Consider the following 23,592-nt stretch of genomic DNA (forward strand, 5'->3'; position numbering starts at 1 on the left):
GTATCTTCAGTGACTCCTTGAAAAACGAATCACGGGGGACACCCTTTAGTCAGCTCCGTCGAAAGGCCCCTTATTGCGTCGCCGTGCGCTCGATCACCAGCGTTTCGATGTTCTGCTTCTTCGCCTTGATCAATGCGGCGTTCACATCTGCCTGGCGCGCCTCGGCGTCAGCCTTCGAATTGAAAGGGCCGAGCAGGATCCGGGTCTTGCCGCTGGCGTCCTTGATGACACTGGCCACAAAGCCATGCTCGATCAGCCAGCCGCTGAGGTCGCTGACGGCCTGAGGGGTTTCACCGCGCACTTCGAGATCCCACTGCGGGCCCACCGCAGCAGGCGCCGCTACCACCGCCGGTTTCGGCTTTTGCGCATCCACACTCTTGCCTTCGCCACATCCTGCCAATGCCAGTGCCGCGACTACCCAGACCAATTTGCGCACAACGCTTCCCTCTGAATTCTCAAAGCGGCGATCTTAACATTCGAGAATACTTTCCGAGCCCCGCAAATTGCGGCATAAAACTACGAGATTGATGCCGACGGCCCCTGTATAGTTACGCGCTGGGAATTAATGCCGCTGCTGCGCGTCAGAAAGAGGCACCCAAACTGTAAGACTTCGCACTAATCTATACGTACCACCGACCTCTGCACTGTCTGAATCAGGTGCCCTACAAAGCAATCAAGGAGAAGACCATGCTGATACTCACCCGCAAAGTCGGTGAAAGCATAAACATTGGTGATGACATCACGATCACCATTCTCGGCGTCAGCGGCCAGCAAGTTCGAATCGGCATCAATGCTCCGAAGAACGTTGCAGTGCACCGGGAAGAGATCTACCAGCGCATCCAGGCTGGCCTGACCGCACCGGACAAGCCACAAACGCCCTGAGCCCTAAGCAGTCAGTAGCCAGTTCGTTTGCCTGCGCGCAATGACTGGCTAAAGATTCAAGCGCCGTATTGCCATCCCCCACCTCCCTGGTGACGGCGCGTGCCACGCCACTTCCTGCCTCAACCCTTCTCGCAACCGATACTAACCGTCATTCAACGAGCTGGCTGTCGGACATTTCCGAATAGCGGCTGGGAATCTCGCCCGACTAGCCGAATGTAACGCCACGCGCCATTCCGGTGGCCGCCACGACCATCAATACCAACAGAAGCGCTTCGGCATGACTGATCCGCGCGAACATCTTTGCACGCCCCGTGTCAGGGACAGCGCCGCGCGCCTTGGACACGCGCCATTTGATCAGGGTGATCATCGGCATGAGTTCCAGAAGCAGAATCAGCACGAACAGCGTCATCTTCAGATGAAACAGTGGCTGATGCAGGTAATAGTCGGTTCCCTTCTCATAACCTGCGAAGGCGCGCATGCCGCCGGTGACGAGCAACACCAACGCCGAAAGCCCCCAAAGATTGTCGGCTAGCAACACTCGCCCGACATCACCGGAGCCGGACGCCAAACGACTGAAGGCCGTCCCACGCGTCAACACCGCCCAGAAGCCCATGGCAAAAGCCAGTAAATGAATCGCTGCAAGAAACCAATGAACCAGCATCGATGAACTCCTGTCCGGCAGAGCTGAAATCAGCCTGACAGTAGTAGTCGAAAAAATATGGACTTGCCTGTCACCGCTCCCGGAAAACAGGAACGGGCGAGACGAGAGGCTGGGCAGAGGTGCGGGAAAGGCAAATCGCGGGCAAAAAAAATCCCAAGCAGCTGATGGAAGCTTGGGATTTAAAAATGCATAAACCGTGGTGGTGAACGCGGGGCGGATATTACTGATTTTTCCAGTATGTAACAACGTATTTTTGATAACCGGATGGTTAATAAAATCCGTAACCCCTTAAATATCCACACTATTTAAAAGGTCGCTCGCGACGGTCGGCGACGAATGGATCAAAATCAATCACGATCAATACGCGCTTGGCTCAAGAATTTTACAAAAATGAGCTCGGGATCCCCCGGATCCAGATTCTCTACCATTCCGCTGTGCTGATATCCAAGATTTGTAAGCAGCTGTCGCATCGGCGAGTTGGACGTATTGGTCGACGTGAAGATCTTTTCTGCACAAGCATGCTGCTCCAGACCGCTCACGATCTGCCGCCCCACGCCGGAACGCCTGTTCGCACTGGAGACGATCACGAGAGGTATGAACCACTCTCCAAGAAAGCTTCGATCCAGACATCCGTAGCCGACGGGAGCGCCAAGATCGTCCGCCTCGCAGACAACCCAGCACTCCTGCGCCCGTACAGCCCTCGCGATGTACTCGCGACGGCAGCTATCTTTTTCAGCGACAGGATCAATCTTCAACAGGCTTTCGATATCGCCTGGACCGGCGCGCCTGAATTGGCGACTCATGAATACACCTCTGCAAATGTGCCGGAGTGTAGCTGCGGTCGACCAAACCGAAATTTTGCAAAGGTTCTGAAATCGCAGACAACAAAAAAGGGCCCACCTTTCGGTGAGCCCTTCCAGACCGCCCAGCAGAGCGGATTTTGTTTGGTAGGCGCGATTGGACTCGAACCAACGACCCCCACCATGTCAAGGTGGTGCTCTAACCAACTGAGCTACGTGCCTGCTGTGAGGCGGCATTCTACGGAATTCCGAAGGGGTGTCAACACCTTTTTTTCACCTAACCCTATGAATATGCAAAATATTTAATTTCGACCCGCCGCAAGAAGATTTCCCGGTGGCTGGCGGAGGTTTTTCAACTGGGGTAGGATCGCTGCACTCGTAAAATATATTAAACAGAGGCTGCAGGATGGCGAACACCCCTTACCCAGAGTCTTATTACGCTGCGTCGGCCAACGCCGTGCCACCACGCCCTGCCCTGCAGGATGACGTGGAGACGGATGTCTGTGTGATCGGCGCTGGTTATACGGGACTTTCCTCGGCCCTGTTCCTGCTCGAGAACGGTTTTCGCGTGACCGTGCTGGAAGCCGCCAAGGTCGGCTTCGGCGCTTCGGGGCGCAATGGCGGACAAATCGTCAACAGCTACAGCCGTGACATCGATGTGATCGAACGCAGCGTCGGCCCGAAACAGGCACAACTGCTCGGGCAGATGGCGTTCGAGGGCGGCCGGATCATTCGTGAACGCGTCAGCAAGTACAACATCCAGTGCGACCTGAAAGACGGTGGCGTATTCGCCGCCCTCACCGCCAAGCAAATGGGCCACCTCGAATCGCAGAAGCGCCTGTGGGAACGCTTCGGCCATACCCAACTGGAACTGCTCGATCAGCGCCGCATCCGCGAAGTGGTGGCTTGCGATCAATACGTCGGCGGCATGCTCGACATGAGCGGTGGCCATATCCACCCGCTTAACCTGGCATTGGGCGAAGCTGCTGCCGTGGAATCCCTGGGCGGCACCATCTATGAACAGTCGCCGGCCGTACGCATCGAAAGCGGCGCCAATCCGGTCGTGCATACACCGCAGGGCAAGGTCAGAGCCAAATTCATCATCGTGGCCGGCAACGCCTACCTCGGCAATCTGGTGCCGGAACTGGCGGCCAAATCGATGCCGTGCGGCACTCAGGTCATCACCACCGAGCCATTGGGCGATGAGCTGGCGAAATCCCTTCTGCCGCAGGACTACTGCGTCGAAGACTGCAACTACCTGCTCGACTACTACCGCCTCACCGGCGACAAACGTCTGATCTTCGGCGGCGGTGTGGTGTATGGCGCGCGGGATCCGGCAAACATCGAGGCGATCATCCGCCCGAAAATGCTCAAGGCCTTCCCGCAGCTCAAGGACGTGAAGATCGACTACGCCTGGACCGGCAATTTCCTGCTGACCCTGTCGCGTCTGCCTCAGGTTGGGCGCCTGGGCGACAACATCTATTACTCCCAGGGCTGCAGCGGCCACGGCGTGACCTACACGCATCTGGCCGGCAAGGTATTGGCCGAGGCGCTGCGCGGGCAAGCCGAGCGCTTCGATGCGTTTGCCGACTTGCCGCACTACCCGTTCCCCGGCGGGCAACTGCTGCGCACACCGTTTGCCGCGCTGGGCGCGTGGTACTACGGACTGCGCGACAAGCTCGGTTTCTGACGAGCCAAAAAAAGGGCCGCTGAATAGCGGCCCTTTTTACATTCAGCTCAAATCACAACTGATCCCGCGCAATCCCGCTGCGAATCCGCAGGATATCCGCGAGCACCGCCAAAGCGATTTCCGACGGCGTCTTGCTGCCGAGGTTAAGACCGATCGGCGCATGAATCCGCGCCAGTTCGCTTTCCCCCAGACCGCCAATCCGGCGCAATCGCTCGAAGCGCTTCTGCGACGTCTGCTGCGAACCCATTACGCCAATGTAGAACGCTTCGGTACGCACCGCTTCCATCATCGCCAGATCGTCGATACGCGGATCGTGGGTCAACGCCACCACCGCCGTATCCCGGTGACAACCACCATCGGCGATAAACACCGACGGCAATTGCCGGCGGATCTCCACGCCATTGAGCACCACGCCTTCCAGCACCTCATCACGCGGGTCGCAGAGAATCACTTCGAAGCCAAGACCCACCGCGAACTCCGCACACGCCTGCGCCACGCTGGAATACCCCGCCAGCAACAAACGCTGAGCGGCGCCGATGCGGATCCGCACCCGGTCGATTTCACGCTCGATCCGCGCACCTTGTTCGCGATCGGCAAACAGGCTACGCGCGCCCGTGGCCAGATCGACCTCGCGAATCAACCGGCGCTGCCCCAGCAACGCCGATTCGAGTTCACGCAGGTGCGCCTGCACATCGCAGCTCGCGTCAAATTTCTCTACCAGCACATCGAGAATGCCGCCGCACGGCAGGCTGACCCGCGAACGTGGATCGTCACCTTCGCCATAACGGACGACATTGATCGCATCGAGAAACGCACCTTCGGCGACGCGCTCGAGAAAGTCTTCCTCGACGCAACCACCGGACAGCGACCCGATCCACTGCCCGCCATCGTTCACCGCCAGCAGTGAACCCGGCGCGCGCGGCGCCGAACCGTAGGTGGTCAGCACGGTGCAAAGCCAGATGCGCTGCCCCGCCGTCGACCACTCCAGCGCCCGACGCACAACCTGCAGATCGAGATGCTGCATGATCAGTGCGCCTTGTGCTCGATGGACGGGGCGTCAGCCTGAAGCTTCTGCACATCGCTGACCGCCAGCTCGGCCGACTGACCACCCCAACCCTGACGCAGGTAGTTCAGCAGATCGGTCAGTTGATCAGCACTCAGCTTGTCGGCGAAACCCGGCATCGGCTGCATGTGTTCGAATCCGGCGAATTTCTGCTCGCCGATACCATCCTCGATCACTCGCAACAGGTTGCGCGGGTCTTCCAGACGCAGCGTGGTGTTGCCGCGCATGGCCACCGCGATGTGCGGCTTACCCTCGCCACCGGCCGCGTGACAGCCGGCGCAGACGTTCAAGTATTCCTGACGACCGCGTTGAGCGCTGGCACTGAGTTTTTCCAACGGCACGTCGGTCAGCTCTTTCGCCGCCGGAGGCTTGTCGCCCAGCAGGAACGTCGCCATCGCCGCCAGATCCGGATCATTCAGGCCCTGAGTGCTGTTGTGGAACACCGGGAACATCTCGTTGAACATCGTGCCCTGGGCGCTCATGCCGTGCTTGAGGAACGTGCTCAGGTCCTGATGGTTCCAGCCGCGGGCCGCCAGATCAGTGGCCAGCAGGCTCGGTGCCAGATAGCCGTTGAGGATGCCGCCGGTCAGGCGCTTGTCCAGTTGCATCGCGCCCGGCAGGCCGCGTGGCGTATGGCATTCGCCGCAATGGCCGAGCACTTCGACCATGTACTGGCCGCGTTTCCAGGCGTCGCTTTTGCCTTCGGCAGATTCGAGCTTCAAGGCTTTGCCGTACATCATGTTCCAGCCGATCAGGCCCGGACGCACGTTGAACGGAAAGCTAAGGCTGGTCACCGGTGCGGCACGCTCGATTGGCTCGATGGTTTTCAGATACGCGTGAATCGCATCCGAATCCGCACGCGGCATCAAGTGATACGAGGTGTACGGCATCGCCGGATATAGGTTCGCGCCGTCACGGCGCTTGCCTTCAGTCAGCGCAGCGAAAAACTCGTCGTCGTTGTACAAACCGATGCCGTGCTCTTTGCTTGGAGTGATGTTGGTGCCGTAGATCGTGCCGAACGGCGACACGATCGGCAGGCCGCCAGCAAATGGCGCGCCGCCGGGCGCCGTGTGGCACGCCATGCAGTCGGCCGCGCGGGCGAGGTATTCGCCGCGCTTGACCTGATCATCTGCGTGCACCGCCAACACAGGCACAGCCAGCCCGACCGCCAGGGTCAGGCGGGTCAGTAATTGCTTCATGCTTAACCCTCCTTGACCAGGCCGAGATCGGTCAGCACGTTGCGGGTGGCGTTGTAGTAACGCACGTACCCGGTGCAACGGCAGACGTGATGGCCGAGGCTGTCCTCGATGACTTGTTCCAGTTTGCTTTTGACGATTGGCTGGCGTTGCAGCTTTTCCACCAGCACGGTCGCGGCGTTGACGAAGCCCGGCGCGCAATAGCTGCACTGGAAGGCGAATTCGTCGACGAAACGCTGCTGGATCGGGTTCAGTTCGGTGACTTGGCCCTGCTCGTCGCGCTTGGCGTGACCTTCGATGGTGCGGACTTTCTTGCCCTCAAAGTAATGCGCGCCAGTGATGCAGGTGCGCACTTCTTCGCTGGTGCCGTCCGGGTTGTCGACGATCACCACGCAGGCGTGGCAGATGCCCTGGCCGCAGCCCAGGCGCGAACCGGTGAGGTTCTTGTATTCGTGCAGGTAATCGATCATCGGCAGGTCATCAGGGATGTCCACCGGGCCGACGGATTGACCGTTGAGGGTCAGTTGAAGCGGACGGTTAGCCATTGAGGGCCTCCTTGATGCGCGCAGCAGTGATTGGCAGATCGCGAACACGTTTACCGATGGCGTGGGCCACGGCGTTACCGATGGCACCGACCACCGGGATCATCACCACTTCGGCGATGCCTTTGGACGGGTCGCTCGGGGACAGCGGCGGCAGGATTTCCGACGTCTGCTTCCAAACCGCCACATGGCGCGCCATCGGCAGGCGATAACGGTTGAAGTTCCAGTCACCCTCCCCCGGCCCGCCTTCGTACAACGGCATCTCTTCCATCAAGGCGTGACCGATGCCCATGGCGATCCCGCCTTCGAGCTGGCCACGAACCAGTTCTTCGACCAGCACCCGGCCGCATTCCAGCCACGAGTGATGGTTGAGCACTTCGACTTCTGCCGAACCTTTGTTGACCTTCAACTCGACCAGCGTTGCGACTGGGCTGTAGTAGGTCACGGCGGCGTTGTTCAACTGAACCACCGGGTAGGCGATGTTCTGCCGATCCAGCAGGTGGAAACCTGCGCTGGTCATCTGCGCTTTCTTCGCCTTAGGAGCGCCGTCGCCGTACTTCACCGCCAGACCATCGAGCGGCAGACGCTCGCGCACGCCGTCGATGCTGTATTCGGCTTCGGCCCAGCTCCAGCGGTTAAAACCGTGAACCGTGGCGCCGGTGACCAGACCGCGCTCGTGAGCACGCTTGGCCAGCTCTTCGAAGGTCAGCGGCTGCATGCCGTTGGCGGTCAGCTTGCCGTCGACCCAATGCGCATCTTCGCGACGCACCACGTAAGGGTTGGCCTGGCCGCCGTAAGGGCCCTGACGCCAGATCTCCAGCGCCGCCGGCCACAGACCGTGGTTGAACAACACGCGCGCCGCTTCACGGGTGGCGTGGCTGAAGTAGTAGGCGGAGTTGGTCGCGGACGAAGCCGATGCCAGCTTGCCGACCCAGCGCGGATTGCGCAGGAAGTTGTCCTGCTCGGCCTGACTCATGATGTAAGGGTTGCCGGCGGTGACCAACTGCATTTCATCCCACTCGGTTTCACCGGTCTTCACATCGTGAGCCGCGCTGCCGAGGAAATCAGCCACCACCAACGCTTGCGAGGTGGACATGCCGGTGCCGATCTCGATGCCGATGTGACGCAGGGAAATGCGCCCGTCAGCGGTGAACTCGATGCTGGCCATCGACGCTTCGGAACCGGTGCCGAAGTCTTTCTGACAAATGGCGAAACCCACGCCGTACCAGTTGTCCGGGTCTGCCGCTTCGCGCTGCTTTTTGATCGCGTCGCGGTTTTTCCAGACTTCGTGCAGCGAAGCCTTGTCGAGAATCTCGTGCAGGCGCAACGCACCGGCCGGGATCGCGCCCTGAGTGTTTTTCATTCCCGAGCGCAGCGCGTTCTTGCGGCGCAGATCAATGGCATCGACACCAAGGCGATCGGCGATTTCGTCGACCATCATTTCGGTGGAGGCCATGCTCTGCAGCGTGCCGTAGCCGCGCATCGAACCTGCTTCAACGGCGCGGGAATGGTAAGCGGTGACCTGAAGGTCGTTCTGCGGCATGTAGTAGATCGACTGCGCCGCAGTAGCGCCAACGGCGGCCACCGACGGGCTGTAGTTGATCCGGCCGCCACCGTCGACGCTCATCTCGGCACGGAAAATCTTGAAGCTGTGATCGGTCTTGTCCACTGCCAATTGGTAGCGGATGTCGAACGGGTGACGCTTGATGCCGCTCTGGAACTGCTCGTAGCGGTCGTTGGCCAGGCGAATCGGCACACCTGCGCCGTACAACGCCGCCAGGGCCGCGTAGTAGACGAAAATATTGTGGTCTTTGGAGCCGTAACCGACGGTGTAGCCCGGGTGCATGTTCAGGTTCGCCAGGCCGAAACGCGACGGCCCGATCATCTTCGCGGTCTCGGTGGCGGTTTCCAGCGGGCACTGAGTGGCGACGACGAAATGCAGGGTCTTGGTCGCCGGGTCGTACCAGCCGTTGCCGTTGTCCGGCTCCATCGCGGCCGGTTCGATCGACGGGGTTTTGTAGCGTTCGTCGAACACCAGCCAGTTGTCCGGCGGGGTGTCGATCTCTTTTTTCATGCGATCGGCGTAGAACAGGCCGCGCTCGGTCAGGTTGCCGTGCAGGTTCGGCTGGGAATTCCACACCGGACGACGGTTTTTCAGCATCGGGAACAGGATCGAGTCCTTGAGGCTGGCGAACTCGTCTTCGTCCGCCGACGTCGGGCCACCGACGCGCACGTAGCGAAAACTGCCATAGGGATCGCCTTCGTAGAACGGTACTTGCGCACCGTAACGAATCGCTTTGTCATTGAATTTGAGTTTGTTCTTGGCCTGGCGGAAACGCTCGAAGTCGTTCCAGATCAGGATCGCAACCGGGTGGCCGATGAACATCGGCACTTTGCCTTCCGGCAGCAGCGGATCCGGTGCGTGCTCTTCAGGGAACACGATGCCGTCCTTGTCCAGGTCGGCGGCGGTAACGATACGATCAGGCTGCAGATCGGCGCCGAGCCACGACAGGTCGTAACCGTCGTAGATGCGGTCGGCCTTGATGGTTTTTAGCAACATGGCGTGGCCTTGCTGCTGGGGCCAGCCCGGCATGTCCTTGGAACGGATGTCGCGGGCAAACACCTTGCTGCCGCAGACCTTGGACAAGGCATCATTACGCTGGCGCGCCTTGCCGTTGTTGCCGAGCCACTGCTCGGACGGCACGGTCACGCTGTTTTCCATCAAGGCACCGAGCGCCTGACTGCTGAGCGGCGTGAGCGTAACGCTCACACCCGCCACCAGCCCGCCCTGGAGGAACGAGCGCCGGGATATTTCACGGTTGGACATGGATCATCCTCTGGACGGTTATGGATCCGCCCTTCTGGTTATCTACTGGGAATCTCGAGTCTTGCAGAAGCCCTTTTTGACGAAGCAAAGGGCGTGATGACAGTGCAAAGCTGACCGAAAGGTTAACTTTATAGGTTTCTGAGCTCGCAGCAAACAACCAGTTACAAAAATTTGACCAAAGAATCAAAAAATCAATGCGGTATTGCATCGCAGCGACTCAGAGACACAGGTAGATTGCCCGGCGGCATCGAACGAGCCACGGCTAGGCTTCGTCGCCGGCTAGAAGGGAGGAATTTGGGAAAGGTCAAATTTCAGACACAAAAAACCCCGGTCTTTCGACCAGGGTCTTTGCTATCGATGCCGAATCAACCCGAGGTTGCTTTCGGTGTTTCAAGGCGTTCAGTGGTCCTTGAAACAGATATGGCGCAGCGGACGGGACTCGAACCCGCGACCCCCGGCGTGACAGGCCGGTATTCTAACCGACTGAACTACCGCTGCGTATCGCTTTGAGCTGACGCTCAAGTAACTCGTTTGACTGAAAGCTTCGGTGCTTTTCAATCGCGAACCAGACAGTGCCTGACTCGTTAAATATGGCGCAGCGGACGGGACTCGAACCCGCGACCCCCGGCGTGACAGGCCGGTATTCTAACCGACTGAACTACCGCTGCGCGTCGGTGCAGGCACTTTCAGCCTACGCTCTTGCTTACGCAAGTATCTCGGGAGTGGTGGGTGATGACGGGATCGAACCGCCGACATTCTGCTTGTAAGGCAGACGCTCTCCCAGCTGAGCTAATCACCCGTTTGCATCTCCGAGGCCGCGAAATTTACGCAGGTAGCGAACCTAAGTCAATAGCAGGATTGAAGTTTTTCTAAAAAAGACGAAATTGCTTCATTCCGTATAAATCATCTTCTTGGTCATGCCGCCATCGACCACGAATTCCTGCCCCGTCACAAACCCTGCATTCTTCGACAGCAACCACGCCACCATCGCCGCCACATCCTCGACCGTCCCTACCCTGCCCGCCGGATGCTGGGCATGATCGGTATCGGTCAACGGCTCCGCGCGTCGGGCGGAAGGGTCCCGCGCATCGATCCATCCAGGACTGACCGCATTGACGCGAATCTCCGGCCCCAGACTGATCGCCAGTGCGTGAGTCAGCGCCAGCAAACCGCCCTTGCTCGCCGCATAGGCTTCGGTATCAGGTTCCGACTGCGCCGCTCGGGTCGAGGCCAGATTGACGATCGCCCCGTTGTGCGCACGCAGATACGGCGCACAGTGCTTGGCCAGCAACATCGGCCCACCGAGGTTCACCGCCAGCACCCGATTCCAGTAAGCCAGATCAAGGCTTTCCAGCGTGATGTTGTGCGGATCAGCCACGGCAGCATTACACACCAACGCATCCAGACGACCAAACTGCCCCAGCACCTCAGCAACACCCAGCGCCACCTGACTTTCGTCCGCGACGTCCATGGCGATGAACCAGGCGTTCTCACCCAACACCTTCGCCACTTTCGAACCCCGTGTACGATCCAGGTCCGTCAACACCACCTGCCAGCCTTCGCTGATCAGCCACGCAGCGATGCCCAGACCGATCCCGCGCGCGGCACCCGTGACCAATGCAACGCGGCCATGGGTGCCGATCTTTGGCGTAGACAACTCGATCACAACGCCGCCAGACCGCGCGACAGGTCGGCTTGCAGGTCAGCGACATCTTCCAGACCGACCGCGATACGGATCAGGCTGTCACGAATGCCGGCTGCCTCACGCTCCTGCGGCGCCAGACGGCCGTGGGACGTGGTGCTCGGGTGGGTGATGGTGGTTTTGCTGTCACCCAGGTTGGCCGTGATCGAAATCAAACGGGTCGCATCGATGAAGCGCCAGGCGCCCTCTTTGCCGCCCTTGACCTCAAAGCTCACCACCGCACCAAAACCCTTCTGCTGACGCTGGGCCAGCTCGTGCTGCGGATGGCTCTTGAGTCCGGCGTAATGCACCTTCTCGATACCTTCCTGCTGCTCCAGCCATTCGGCCAATTGCTGGGCGTTGGCGCAGTGCGCCTTCATCCGCAGATTCAGGGTTTCCAGACCTTTGAGGAAGATCCAGGCATTGAACGGGCTCAGGGTCGGCCCAGCGGTACGCAGGAAACCGACGATTTCTTTCATCTGCTCGCTGCGACCGGCAACCACACCGCCCATGCAACGGCCCTGGCCATCGATGAACTTGGTGGCCGAGTGCACAACGATGTCTGCGCCCAATTTCAACGGCTGCTGCAACGCCGGCGTGCAGAAGCAGTTGTCGACCACCAGCATCGCACCCTTGGCGTGCGCGATTTCCGACAGCGCGGTGATATCCACCAGCTCAGCCAACGGATTGGACGGCGATTCGACGAACAGCAATTTGGTGTTGGACTTGATCGCTGCGTCCCAGGCCGACAGATCGGCCAGCGGCACGTAATCAACTTCCACACCGAAACGCTTGAAGTACTTCTCGAACAGGCTGATGGTCGAACCGAACACGCTGCGCGACACCAGCACATGGTCGCCGGCGCTGCACAGGCTCATCACCACCGCCATGATCGCAGCCATGCCCGTGGCGGTAGCAACCGCTTGCTCGGCGCTTTCCAGCGCGGCAATACGCTCTTCGAACGCGCGAACGGTCGGGTTGGTGTAACGCGAGTAAACGTTGCCCGGCACTTCCCCGGCAAACCGTGCGGCGGCGTCAGCGGCGGTACGGAACACGTAGCTGGAAGTGAAGAACATCGGATCACCGTGCTCGCCTTCCGGCGTACGGTGCTGACCGGCACGTACGGCCAGGGTATCGAACGCTACGCCTTCGAGGTCGCTGTCCAGCCGACCGGCATCCCATTCCTGACTCATGCTGTCACTCCTTGCCCTGTTCTCGATAAATAAAAGTCTTTTGCCAGATACAAAACCGGCCCCTAAGGGCCGGTTGAAACTCAGTTGTTGTACAGATCGATGATCGCACTGACCGCCTGGGTCTTGACCTTCGAGGCATCGTTACGTGCCTGTTCGATCTTGTTCAGGTAAGCCTCGTCGACATCGCCGGTGACGTACTTGCCGTCAAACACTGCGCAATCGAAGTTTTCGATCTTGATCTTGCCGCCGCCGACCGCTTCGATCAAGTCAGGCAGGTCCTGATAGATCAGCCAGTCAGCGCCGATCAGGTCAGCGACATCCTGAGTCGAACGATTGTGTGCGATCAACTCGTGAGCGCTCGGCATGTCGATGCCGTACACGTTCGGGAAGCGTACAGCCGGAGCGGCCGAGCAGAAGTAGACGTTTTTCGCGCCGGCTTCGCGGGCCATCTGGATGATCTGCTTGCAGGTGGTGCCGCGAACGATCGAGTCGTCCACCAGCATCACGTTCTTGCCGCGAAATTCCAGCTCGATGGCGTTGAGCTTCTGACGTACCGATTTCTTGCGCGCGGCCTGGCCGGGCATGATGAAGGTACGGCCGATGTAACGGTTCTTGACGAAGCCTTCGCGGAATTTCACACCCAGGTGGTTGGCCAGCTCCAGTGCCGCAGTGCGGCTGGTGTCCGGAATCGGGATGACCACGTCGATGTCGTGCTCTGGACGCTCGCGCAGGATCTTCTCGGCCAGCTTTTCACCCATGCGCAGACGGGCCTTGTAGACCGAAACACCGTCGATGATCGAATCCGGACGCGCCAGGTAGACGTGTTCGAAGATGCACGGAGTCAGGGACGGGTTGGTCGCGCACTGACGGGTGTGCAGCTTGCCGTCTTCTGTGATGTAGACCGCTTCGCCCGGCGCCAGGTCGCGAATCAGGGTGAAGCCGAGCACGTCCAGCGAAACACTTTCGGACGCGATCATGTACTCGACGCCTTCGTCGGTGTGACGCTGGCCGAACACGATCGGACGGATGCCGTGCGGGTCACGGAAGCCGACGATACCGTAACCGGTCACCATCGCCACGACAGCGTAGCCGCCGACACAACGGTTGTGCACGTCGGTCACGGCGGCAAACACGTCTTCTTCAGTCGGTTGCAGCTTGCCGCGCTGGGCCAGCTCGTGAGCAAACACGTTCAGCAGCACTTCCGAGTCGGAACTGGTGTTGACGTGACGCAGATCGGATTCGTAGATCTCTTTGGCCAACTGCTCAACGTTGGTCAGGTTGCCGTTGTGCGCCAGGGTGATGCCGTACGGCGAGTTGACGTAGAACGGCTGAGCCTCGGCCGACGTCGAGCTGCCGGCAGTCGGGTAACGGACGTGACCGATACCCATGTGGCCGACCAGACGCTGCATGTGACGCTGCTGGAACACGTCACGCACCAGGCCATTGTCCTTGCGCAAGAACAACCGGCCATCATGGCTGGTCACGATACCGGCAGCGTCCTGGCCGCGGTGCTGGAGCACGGTTAGCGCGTCATACAGCGCCTGATTGACGTTCGACTTACCGACGATACCGACGATGCCACACATGCGACGCAACCCCTACTTAATGGATCTGAACTGAACAACACTCACTGAGGCGTTTTGGCCGACGGCAAGAGTTGCTCCTTGAACGGAATATCAGCGGGTACGCTGATTCCGCTGGCAAGCCACTGACTGCTCCACCCGAGAATCAGGTTCTTGGACCAGTCGGCGACCAATAGAAACTTTGGCACGAGCTGTGATTCTTTCCACCACCCGTCCTGCTGTACCGGCCCCAGGCTCAACAGCCCGACCGCCACGACCACCAGCAACACGCCACGCGCAGCGCCGAAGGCCATGCCGAGGAATCGATCGGTCCCGGACAACCCGGTGACGCGAACCAACTCGCCGATAAGATAATTGATCATTGCGCCCACGATCAGTGTGGCGACAAACATGATGGCACAGCCCGTGATCACACGAGCCGACGGTGTTTGAATGTATCCGGCGAGGTACTCGGACAGTGAGCCACCAAACATCCAGGCAACGGCTCCTGCGATGATCCAGGTCACCAGCGACAATGCTTCTTTGACGAAGCCGCGGCTCAAACTGATCAAAGCGGAGATGGCGATGATTGCAACGATCGCCCAGTCAACCCAGGTAAATGGCACAGTGCAGCCTACAGACGGATAAGGCGGCGCATTTTAGCAGAGCGCATGGCTGTCGGTAAGCTGCGATTTTCAGTGCATTTCTATCGAAGTGATAGATATCAGCCGCGTTCGGGCTGGAAGCGCACCACAAACCCCTTGAGGTTCTGCTGGCGGCTCAACAGATCGCGCAGACGATCGGCTTCGGCACGCTCGATCAGCGGGCCGACGAACACCCGGTTCTTGCCATCGGCGGAACGGATGTAAGCGTTATAGCCCTGGCTGCGCAGGGTTTTCTGCAGGCTTTCGGCGCTGGCGCGGCTCGACAGACTGGCCAGTTGCACCGACCAGCTCACCGACAGGCCATTGGCATCGACGCGGCTTTGAGTGGTATCCGGTTTGGCAGACAGCGCAGCGATCGGCTGGGCCGGGGCTGTGGTTGGCTTGACCACAGGAGCGGGAGCGGGAGCCGGTGCAACCGGTTTGGCTACCGGCGCCGGAGCCGGAGCTGGCGCGGCGGAAGCAATCGGCGCCGCTGGCGCCGCTTGCTCGGCGACCTCGTCATCGCTCGGCACTGGCTCTTGCGGCAGAACCTGCGGCTCGGGCACGGCCACGGTTTCCATCTGGATCTGCGCCACGGCAGGCGCTTGCGGTGCGGCCGGCGCATCGACGGTCACCTGACGCTGCTCATCCTGACGGGAAAACAGCATCGGCAGGAAAATCACCGCCAGCGCCACCAGCACCAAGGCACCGACCATGCGCTGTTTGTACGCTTTATCCAGCAAAGCCATTTGCCGCTTCCTCCGTGGAGCGCCGAGACAGCCATTCGAGGGCCTCGGCGACACAATAAAATGATCCGAACAGCAAGATCTCGTCGTCGCTGGTGGCCACTGCACACTGCCCTTCCAGCGCAGCCGCCACACTGTCATAAGACGTGACCGATGCGCCAAGGTTCTGCAGTGCAACATTCAATTCAGCCACCGGCCGCGCACGCGGCGAATCCAGCGGCGCCACCGCCCAATGCTGGACGCTGGCATTCAGTTCACCGATGACACCGTCCAGATCCTTGTCCGCCAACAAGCCGAACACCGCCAGACGCTTGCCGACCGGTGGACGAGCAGCCAGACGCCGCGCCAGGTACTCCGCCGCATGCGGGTTATGGCCAACGTCCAGCAGCAGGTTCAAGCGCTTGCCGTTCCATTCGAACGAACGACGATCCAGGCGACCGACCACGCGAGTCGCCTGCAACGCCGCAACAATCTGTTTGGCATCCCATGGCAAGCCGAGCAGCAGATAAGCCTGCAACGCCAGCGCGGCGTTCTCCATCGGCAGATCGAGCAGCGGTAAATCGCGCAGCTCGACGACCTGACCGTCAGCATCGGTACCGCGCCACTGCCAGAATTGATCCGTGATACCCAGATCGAAATCGCGCCCGCGCAGGAAGAACGGGCAAGCAAGCTCGCGCGCCTTGTCCAGCAGCGGTTGTGGAGGATTCAGATCGCCGCACAGCGCAGGTTTGCCCTGACGGAAAATCCCGGCCTTCTCGAAGGCCACGGATTCGCGACTGTTGCCCAGGTAGTCGGCGTGATCGACACCGATGCTGGTGACCAGCGCGATATCGGCATCGACCACGTTGACTGTATCCAGACGCCCGCCCAGCCCGACTTCCAGCACCACCGCATCGAGCCCGGCCTGTTGAAACAGCCAGAACGCCGCCAGGGTGCCCATTTCGAAGTAAGTCAGGGAAGTGTCGCCGCGCCCCGCCTCGACCGCCGCGAAGGCTTCGCACAGCTGCGCGTCAGTGGCTTCGACGCCATTGAGCTGCACCCGCTCGTTGTAACGCAGCAGGTGCGGAGAATTGTAGACACCGACGTTCAGGCCCTGCGCCCGCAGCAATGAAGCCACGAAAGCGCAGGTCGAACCCTTGCCGTTGGTGCCGGTGACCGTAATCACCCGTGGCGCCGGCTGGCCCAGCCCCATGCGGGACGCTACCTGTTGCGAACGCTCCAGCCCCATGTCGATGGCCGATGGATGCAACTGCTCAAGGTAGGCGAGCCACTCGCCAAGGGTGCGCTCGGTCATACGTTGGCAGGCACCGGCGGAACGACGATCGGCTCGATCGGCGCAGCAACGAATTTAGGCGTCGGCTTGCCGGTCAGTTGCGCCAGCAGGTTACCCAGACGCGGACGCAGTTCGCGACGGTCGATGATCAGGTCGATTGCACCGTGCTCCAGCAGGAACTCGCTGCGCTGGAAGCCTTCCGGCAGTTTTTCGCGCACGGTCTGCTCGATCACGCGTGGACCGGCGAAGCCGATCAGGGCTTTAGGCTCGCCGACGATCACGTCGCCCAGCATCGCCAGACTGGCGGAAACGCCGCCGTAAACCGGATCGGTCAGCACGGAGATGAACGGAATGCCTTCTTCACGCAGACGCGCCAGCACGGCCGAGGTCTTGGCCATCTGCATCAGCGAGATCAGGGCTTCCTGCATCCGCGCCCCACCGGAGGCGGAGAAGCAGACCATCGGGCAACGGTTTTCCAGCGCGTAGTTGGCGGCGCGCACGAAGCGCTCACCGACGATGGCGCCCATGGAACCGCCCATGAAGCTGAATTCGAACGCCGAAACCACGACCGGCATGCCCAGCAGGGTGCCGCTCATGGAAACCAGTGCGTCTTTCTCGCCGGTCTGCTTCTGGGCAGCAACCAGACGGTCCTTGTACTTCTTGCCGTCGCGGAATTTCAGACGGTCAACCGGCTCCAGGTCGGCGCCCAGTTCGGCACGGCCTTCGGCGTCCAGGAAGATGTCGATGCGCGCACGTGCGCCGATGCGCATGTGGTGGTTGCACTTAGGGCAAACGTCCAGGGTCTTTTCCAGCTCCGGACGATACAGCACAGCCTCGCAGGACGGGCATTTGTGCCACAGACCTTCAGGGACCGAGCTCTTCTTGACCTCGGAACGCATGATCGAAGGGATCAGCTTGTCTACCAACCAGTTGCTCATGCTTTCTTTCTCCAGTACCGGCGGCCCGAACGCTCTGGTTCGCGGCCCCGCGTATGCCCTTCAGCTAAATTCATGTGTGGCGATGATCGTCCGGACTGCCGGGTCAGCGGAACTGACCTGCGTACACCCCGAAAAGACCCTCAGCCTCTTTTCTACAGAGCTGTGGACGGCGGCAGTCTGCCAGCCGTCACATCAGCGTACGGCGTTGATGAATGCACGAATCTTTGCGTGATCCTTGATGCCCTTGCTCGCCTCTACCCCGCCGCTGACATCCACGGCATACGGCCGCACCCGGGCAATCGCATCGGCGACGTTCTCCGGCGTCAGGCCGCCGGCCAGAATCAACGGCTTGCTCAAGCCTTGCGGAATCAATGACCAGTCGAACGCCTCGCCGGTTCCGCCGGGCACGCCTTCGACATAAGTGTCGAGCAGCACGCCGCTGGCGCTTGGGTAGGCATCGCAGGCTGCGGCAATGTCATCGCCTGCCTTGACCCGCAAGGCCTTGATGTACGGCCGGTGCCAGCCTTCACACTCGGCGGCGGTTTCATCGCCGTGGAACTGCAACAGATCCAGCGGCACGGCATCGAGGATTTCCCCGAGCTCGCAGCGGCTGGCATTGACGAACAATCCGACCGTGGTCACGAACGGCGGCAATGCGGCGATGATCGCCCGCGCCTGCTGCACGGTCACGGCCCGGGGACTTTTAGCGTAGAACACAAAACCGATGGCATCGGCCCCGGCCTCGACGGCTGCCAACGCATCTTCCATGCGGGTAATCCCGCAAATCTTGCTGCGAACGGCTGACATGTCGATAAAAACCCCAAGGCAAATCCGAGAAAGTCCCGGATGGTAACAAATGCGTTCGAGGGCGTCAGCCGTCAAGTTCCGAGAAACCCGTAAGGAAATGTGGCCCGATGAAACGCTCGGGCAACGGGAACTCGTCGTGGTACTCGACCTGCACCAGATACAGGCCGAACGGATGCGCCGTGACCCCGCCGGAACGCCGCTCGCGGCTCTCCAGCACTTCTTTCATCCACTCCACGGGCCGCTCGCCGGCGCCAATAGTCATCAGCACCCCGGCAATGTTGCGCACCATGTGGTGCAGGAACGCATTGGCGCGGATGTCCAGAACGATCATTTTGCCGTGACGGGTCACGCGCAGGTGATGCATCTTCTTGATCGGCGACTTGGCCTGGCACTGGCCGGCACGGAACGCGCTGAAATCATGGGTACCGATCAGATACTGCGCGGCTTCGGCCATGCGCTCGACGTCCAGCGGACGGTGATTCCAGGTGATTTCTTCGTTGAGATGCGCCGGGCGGATCTGATCGTTGTAGATCACGTAGCGATAGCGCCGGGCAATCGCCTTGAATCGCGCATGGAAATGCGCCGGCATGACCTTCGCCCAACTGACGCTGATGTCGTGGGGCAGATTGATGTTGGCGCCCATGACCCAGGCTTTCAGCGAACGGTCGACCTGGGTATCGAAATGCACCACTTGCCCGCAGGCATGCACACCGGCGTCGGTGCGCCCGGCACATTGCAGCGAGATCGGCGAGTCGGCGACCTTCGACAGGGCTTTTTCCAGGGTTTCCTGCACGGTGAGCACACCGGTGGACTGGCGCTGCCAGCCGCTGTAGCGCGAGCCCTTGTATTCAACGCCCAGCGCGACGCGGAAAAAGCCTTCGGGTGCCATTTCGGCGGCCGGGTTATCTATGTTTGCCAAGTCGGGACAGCCTGCTGATCTACAAAGGCGGGCATTATAAGGCGGCGGGACGGGGAAACCAGACCCAAACAAAAACGGCAGCCTCATGGGCTGCCGTTTTGTTTACCGCTCAATGCCGACTCAGGCCAGATGCGAAAGCATTTCGCTCGCTTCGCTCTTCTGCTTGTCGTTGCCCTCGCTGATGACCTCATTGAGGATGTCGCGCGCGCCGTCATTGTCACCCATGTCGATGTAGGCCTGAGCCAGATCGAGCTTGGTCGCGGCTTCGTCGGTGCCGGACAGGAAGTCGAAGTCATCCTCGCCCAGATCATCACCCAGCGCGGCATCGGCCTCGGTGAAGCTTGGCTCGTTGATGCTGCTCGACAGACGATCCAGCTCGGCGTTGACGTCGTCCAGTTCGGCGGCGAACGCATCCGGCTCGGCAGGCGCCGCGTCCATTTCGTCGGCCAGTGACAGGTCGAAATCGGCTGGCAGCTCCAGATCGTCCTGCGGCACGTCGGCGACAGTTGGGGTTTCGACCAGCGGCAGATCCTTTACGCCCTCGTCCAGATCCAGCAGGAAATCATCGTCTGCCAGCTCGACCGGCGCAGGCGCAGGATCGGCACCGAGATCCAGATCCAGGTCGAAGTCCGACAGGTCGTCGAGGTTTTCCTTGATATCGGTCTGCTGCTGCAGCACCGATTCGAAGCTCAGGTCGTCGTCAGTCGGGAACGCGTCGAGTTCGACCGGCGCTTCCGGCTCGACAGCCGCCACAGGCTCAACCGGCGTGATGTTGTCGAGATCGTCGAGGCTCAGATCGAAAGCGCTGTCCAGTTCGGCATCTGCCGCAGCAGGCGCTTCAGGCTCGTCGAGCAACAGCTCCTTGACGTAATCCTCGTCAAGCTCGGCGGCAATGGCCGCTGCCGCCAGACCGCTGGCCGCGACGACCGCCATGGCCGGGAAGCGGCTTTTCAGCTCTTCGACCTTGGCGAAGTTGTCGCCATTGGCAACCAGTTGGCGCTCCTGACCGACGAAGGCATCGCGATCACCTTGGCGACCGTAGACTTCCATCAATTTCAGACGCAGATCGCTGCGCTGCGGCTCCAGACTCACGCCCTCCTCCAGCAGCGCGGCCGCTTGATTCAGGCGACCGCCGTCGATGTGCGACTGCGCCTTGTCCAGCACGTCGTCGGAACGCTCGGCGGCAGGTGCCACCAACGGCGCGGCGATCGGCTCGGCCATCACGACTGGAGCAACTACAGCAGCAGCGGCTGGGGCTGGGGCTGGGGCTGGGTTCAGCTTGACGCTGGCGGCTGGCACTTCCAGACCTTCGAAGCTGCTTTCCGGCAGATCGAGGTCCTGGGAAAACGATTGCTCCTCCAGCGCACGGGCCATGCGCAGGTGTTTTTCGGCTTCCTGCTGCGCCTTGCGGCGGCGGGCCAGCAGCAACAGCAGGAGCAGCAGAACCACCGCACCGCCACCGACCAGACCCAGCAGGATCGGATTGGTCAGCAGTTCGTTGAAGGTTTTCTCGTCATTGGCGGCGGGCGTGGTTTCAACCACAGGCTCGACAACCGGCTCGACCGGTGCCGGAGCAGCAGCCTCAGGCGCAGGTGCGGCCGGAGCAGCCTCTGCCGGAGTAGCCGGCGGCGTGGCCGCCAGCTCCGCGGTGATCGCCGGCACCACTGGCGCAGTGGCGGCGGTCTCGGGAGCAGCGCCCGAGCCTTCGGCCTGCATTTTCGCCAGTTGATTGTTCTTCAGCTCGATCAGGCGTTGCAGCTTGTCCAGCTGGCTTTGCAGATCGGCCATGCGGCTTTTCAGTTCTTCGTTGTCACGACGGGTGGTGTCGAGACTTTCCTGGGTCACCGCCAGTTTGTTGCTCAGGGCCTTGGCGTCGCCGGCCGGACCCTTGCCACGCACCTTGGCGCTTTCGGCGGACACCAGGCTCAGGTTGTCCTTGGCGTTTTGCGCAGCACCGGTATTGGCGCGACCACGATTGGTCGCATCGAGCTGCTGCTGACCGGTGCCCGGTTTGGCCACATAACGACGGCCCTGACGCCAGGCTTCGTTCTGCGCAGCCACTTCAGCAATCGCTTTGGACTGAGGCAGCGCGGTGCTTTGCACCTGATCCGGCAGACGCAGCACCTGTCCGGTTTTCAGGCGGTTGATGTTGCCGCCGATGAACGCGTCCGGGTTCAAGGCCTGGATCGCCAGCATGGTCTGCTGCACCGAACCACCGGTGCGCGCCTTGGCGGCGATTTCCCACAGGGTGTCGCGTGGCGTGGTGGTGTGGGTCGAATGCGTGGCGCCGGTGGTCGGTGCGGTGATGGTTTGTGCCGGCGCTGGTTGAGCGGCGGCATCAGCGGTCTGCGGCGAGAACTTCGACGGATCCAGCAGCACGCTGTAATCACGTAGCAGACGGCCGTTCGGCCACATCACCTGCACGAGGAATTTCACCATCGGTTCCGACAGCGGCTTGCTCGACGTTACGCGCAGCACGCTTTTGCCGCTGGCGTTGAGCACCGGGGTGAAGGTCAGATCATTGAGGAAGGCCTGGCGATCGACGCCGGCCTTGGCGAAATCTTCCGGCGAGGCCAGGCTCGGCACCACTTCGGCAGCGGTCAGATCCTTGACATCGAGCAGCTCGATTTCCGCCACCAGCGGCTGGTTCAGGGTCGACTTCAGGGTCAGCTCCCCGAGCCCGAGGGCATGCGCCATACCGGAGGACAGCGCCGAGGCGGCCGCTATTGCTAACACCAGTTTGCGAACTTGAACCATAGCCTCTTCCTTTGTTTGAACGTTCCTCGGCCAGCGAGAAGATGTTGATTGTCGCTGCCGTAAGGCATTGCGCGCGACGACGACAGCATGCCGCGCGCGATCATTTCTTTGATGCCCCGGAAAGTCCCGGAGGGTGACACGTCATCGAGTGCTCCGGCCAAGCATAGCGCTCGCCTAGAATCAGTCGACAAATTGTTGCCAAGTATCTTTTACAGCAGGTCTTTTATCAACAACTCGGCGACCTGCACGGCGTTGAGGGCCGCACCTTTGCGTACGTTATCTGACGTCAACCACAGATTAAGTTCCGACGGTTCGTCGACACCGGCACGCACCCGCCCGACGTAGACCACGTCCTGCCCCACCGCGTCACCGACGGCGGTCGGATAATCGCCGGCCTCGACCAGCTCGATGCCCTCGGCCTCTTCAAGCGCGGCGTTGACCTTTTCCAGGTCGACCGCGCTCGCTGACTGCAAGGTCACGCTAAAGCTATCGCCAAAAAACACCGGGGCTTGAACGCAAGTTGCGGAAATCTTTAATAAAGGCTTGGCCAGCACCTGACGCAGCTCGCGCACCAGACGTTTTTCCAGCAGCGTATGGCCTTGCGCGTCGGGCGTGCCGACCTGAGCCAGCAGGTTGAAAGCCATCTGCCGGTCGAAGAATGTCGGCTCCAGCGGACGCATGTTCAACAACTCGGCGGTCTGGCGCGCCAGCTCGGTCACGGCTTCGCGGCCCTGGGCGGAAACCGCCAGATTGGCGGTGACATGCACGTATTGCAGCTCGATCAGATCGAGCAGCGGCGCCAGCACCACGGCCAATGTGGTGGCCGACGGGCTCGGACTGCTGACCTGGAACGGTACTTTCAAACCGGCCAGCACAGCGGCATTGGCTTCCGGCACCACTTGCGGCGCCTGATCCGCCGGCAAGGCGCCGGACAAGTCGACCAGCGAGCAACCTGCCGCGTGAGCGCGGGCGGCGTAACTCAGAGTAATGGCCGGGCCGGCGGCGAAGAACGCCAGCTTGACCTTGCTGAAATCGAACTCGTCGACTTCACGCACGCGCACGTTCTTGTTGCGAAACAGCACCGAGCTGCCGGCGGATTCGCTGCTGGCCAGCAGGTGCAACGTGCCCACCGGGAAGTCGCGCTCTTCGAGAATCTGCACGAGGGTTTCGCCGACAGTACCGGTGGCGCCGATCACGGCAATATCAAGGGTCTGGGTCATGTTGCTACCTCTGGCGAAACGGGGGGAGCGGCACTTTACCGGGTGAGTCGCACGCAGGCAATTCGCGCCCGCCGCGAAGAGCGGACGCGGAGCGTCCATGGCTGCATTCCCACGCAGAGCATGGGAACGATCAACAGGTACAAAAAAACCCGCGCCTCTTGCGAGGCGCGGGTTCTCTCATTGCATCAAGC

Annotated in this window: 20 protein-coding genes and 4 tRNA genes; 2 read left to right on the forward strand and 22 right to left on the reverse strand. The window is 60.8% G+C overall.

The window, feature by feature from the left end; translation table 11 throughout:
* Positions 1 to 70: 70 nt before the first annotated feature.
* On the reverse strand, positions 71 to 436 hold the full coding sequence (locus L6D82_RS18760) for an SPOR domain-containing protein (protein WP_102688387.1): 366 nt from the start codon (positions 434 to 436) through the stop codon (positions 71 to 73).
* Positions 437 to 687: 251 nt separating this feature from the next.
* On the opposite strand from L6D82_RS18760, the gene csrA reads away from it, so the two are divergent.
* Positions 688 to 882: a carbon storage regulator CsrA gene (csrA, locus tag L6D82_RS18765; RefSeq protein WP_003179932.1), complete on the forward strand. Its 195-nt coding sequence runs from the start codon at positions 688 to 690 to the stop codon at positions 880 to 882.
* Between the two features lie 205 nt (positions 883 to 1,087).
* On the opposite strand, the gene L6D82_RS18770 is transcribed toward csrA, so the two are convergent.
* The 3 genes from L6D82_RS18770 to L6D82_RS18780 all read right to left on the reverse strand — a co-directional run bounded on the left by L6D82_RS18770 (position 1,088) and on the right by L6D82_RS18780 (position 2,565).
* A complete protein-coding gene (locus L6D82_RS18770) occupies positions 1,088 to 1,543 on the reverse strand; it encodes a DUF2214 family protein (RefSeq protein ID WP_102688386.1) in 456 nt (151 codons plus the stop codon).
* 347 nt (positions 1,544 to 1,890) lie between these two features.
* Positions 1,891 to 2,346 (reverse strand): GNAT family N-acetyltransferase, encoded by a 456-nt coding sequence (locus L6D82_RS18775; protein WP_236190937.1) that lies wholly within the window; start codon positions 2,344 to 2,346, stop codon positions 1,891 to 1,893.
* 142 nt (positions 2,347 to 2,488) lie between these two features.
* A tRNA-Val gene (locus tag L6D82_RS18780) sits at positions 2,489 to 2,565 on the reverse strand.
* 184 nt (positions 2,566 to 2,749) lie between these two features.
* Between L6D82_RS18780 and L6D82_RS18785 the strand changes: the two genes are divergently transcribed.
* Positions 2,750 to 4,033, forward strand: coding sequence for an NAD(P)/FAD-dependent oxidoreductase (locus L6D82_RS18785; RefSeq protein ID WP_236190940.1), 1,284 nt, complete (start codon positions 2,750 to 2,752; stop codon positions 4,031 to 4,033).
* Positions 4,034 to 4,085: 52 nt separating this feature from the next.
* Here L6D82_RS18785 and L6D82_RS18790 read toward each other — a convergent pair whose 3' ends face one another.
* From L6D82_RS18790 to L6D82_RS18875, 18 genes are all read right to left on the reverse strand, one after another.
* Complete coding sequence (locus L6D82_RS18790; RefSeq protein WP_102717967.1) at positions 4,086 to 5,057, reverse strand: XdhC family protein; 972 nt, start codon at positions 5,055 to 5,057, stop codon at positions 4,086 to 4,088.
* A 2-nt stretch (positions 5,058 to 5,059) separates the two neighbouring features.
* Entirely contained in the window at positions 5,060 to 6,295 is a 1,236-nt protein-coding gene (locus L6D82_RS18795) for a c-type cytochrome (protein ID WP_102717966.1), read from the reverse strand.
* Between the two features lie 2 nt (positions 6,296 to 6,297).
* On the reverse strand, positions 6,298 to 6,837 hold the full coding sequence (locus L6D82_RS18800; protein WP_007956473.1) for a (2Fe-2S)-binding protein: 540 nt from the start codon (positions 6,835 to 6,837) through the stop codon (positions 6,298 to 6,300).
* Positions 6,830 to 9,661: a xanthine dehydrogenase family protein molybdopterin-binding subunit gene (locus L6D82_RS18805; protein ID WP_236190943.1), complete on the reverse strand. Its 2,832-nt coding sequence runs from the start codon at positions 9,659 to 9,661 to the stop codon at positions 6,830 to 6,832. Before L6D82_RS18805 ends, L6D82_RS18800 begins: the two co-directional genes overlap by 8 nt.
* Positions 9,662 to 10,082: 421 nt before the next feature.
* Positions 10,083 to 10,159, reverse strand: a tRNA-Asp gene (locus tag L6D82_RS18810).
* A 93-nt stretch (positions 10,160 to 10,252) separates the two neighbouring features.
* Positions 10,253 to 10,329: transfer RNA gene (locus tag L6D82_RS18815), tRNA-Asp, on the reverse strand.
* 55 nt (positions 10,330 to 10,384) lie between these two features.
* A tRNA-Val gene (locus L6D82_RS18820) sits at positions 10,385 to 10,460 on the reverse strand.
* A 90-nt stretch (positions 10,461 to 10,550) separates the two neighbouring features.
* Positions 10,551 to 11,327, reverse strand: a complete 777-nt coding sequence (locus L6D82_RS18825; RefSeq protein WP_115077215.1) for an SDR family oxidoreductase — start codon at positions 11,325 to 11,327, stop codon at positions 10,551 to 10,553.
* Positions 11,324 to 12,535: an O-succinylhomoserine sulfhydrylase gene (locus tag L6D82_RS18830; RefSeq protein WP_085747827.1), complete on the reverse strand. Its 1,212-nt coding sequence runs from the start codon at positions 12,533 to 12,535 to the stop codon at positions 11,324 to 11,326. The genes L6D82_RS18825 and L6D82_RS18830 overlap by 4 nt, the downstream gene beginning before the upstream one ends.
* Before the next feature lie 80 nt (positions 12,536 to 12,615).
* Positions 12,616 to 14,121: an amidophosphoribosyltransferase gene (gene purF / locus L6D82_RS18835; protein WP_007956466.1), complete on the reverse strand. Its 1,506-nt coding sequence runs from the start codon at positions 14,119 to 14,121 to the stop codon at positions 12,616 to 12,618.
* Positions 14,122 to 14,162: 41 nt separating this feature from the next.
* Positions 14,163 to 14,723, reverse strand: coding sequence for a CvpA family protein (locus L6D82_RS18840; RefSeq protein ID WP_007956464.1), 561 nt, complete (start codon positions 14,721 to 14,723; stop codon positions 14,163 to 14,165).
* Positions 14,724 to 14,821: 98 nt separating this feature from the next.
* Positions 14,822 to 15,490, reverse strand: coding sequence for an SPOR domain-containing protein (locus tag L6D82_RS18845; protein ID WP_102687011.1), 669 nt, complete (start codon positions 15,488 to 15,490; stop codon positions 14,822 to 14,824).
* A complete protein-coding gene (gene folC, locus L6D82_RS18850; protein ID WP_236190945.1) occupies positions 15,474 to 16,781 on the reverse strand; it encodes a bifunctional tetrahydrofolate synthase/dihydrofolate synthase in 1,308 nt (435 codons plus the stop codon). Before folC ends, L6D82_RS18845 begins: the two co-directional genes overlap by 17 nt.
* Complete coding sequence (gene accD, locus L6D82_RS18855; RefSeq protein ID WP_064378840.1) at positions 16,778 to 17,698, reverse strand: acetyl-CoA carboxylase, carboxyltransferase subunit beta; 921 nt, start codon at positions 17,696 to 17,698, stop codon at positions 16,778 to 16,780. Before accD ends, folC begins: the two co-directional genes overlap by 4 nt.
* A 192-nt stretch (positions 17,699 to 17,890) precedes the next feature.
* Entirely contained in the window at positions 17,891 to 18,505 is a 615-nt protein-coding gene (locus L6D82_RS18860) for a phosphoribosylanthranilate isomerase (protein WP_085712003.1), read from the reverse strand.
* A gap of 64 nt (positions 18,506 to 18,569) precedes the next feature.
* Positions 18,570 to 19,394, reverse strand: a complete 825-nt coding sequence (truA, locus tag L6D82_RS18865) for a tRNA pseudouridine(38-40) synthase TruA (protein WP_085607862.1) — start codon at positions 19,392 to 19,394, stop codon at positions 18,570 to 18,572.
* 150 nt (positions 19,395 to 19,544) lie between these two features.
* Positions 19,545 to 22,181 (reverse strand): motility hub landmark protein FimV, encoded by a 2,637-nt coding sequence (locus L6D82_RS18870; protein ID WP_236190948.1) that lies wholly within the window; start codon positions 22,179 to 22,181, stop codon positions 19,545 to 19,547.
* Between the two features lie 209 nt (positions 22,182 to 22,390).
* On the reverse strand, positions 22,391 to 23,401 hold the full coding sequence (locus L6D82_RS18875; protein WP_102687006.1) for an aspartate-semialdehyde dehydrogenase: 1,011 nt from the start codon (positions 23,399 to 23,401) through the stop codon (positions 22,391 to 22,393).
* Between the last annotated feature and the right edge of the window lie 191 nt (positions 23,402 to 23,592).

The sequence above is a fragment of the Pseudomonas paraglycinae genome (assembly GCF_021601625.1).
Classification (GTDB): Bacteria; Pseudomonadota; Gammaproteobacteria; order Pseudomonadales; family Pseudomonadaceae; genus Aquipseudomonas; species Aquipseudomonas paraglycinae.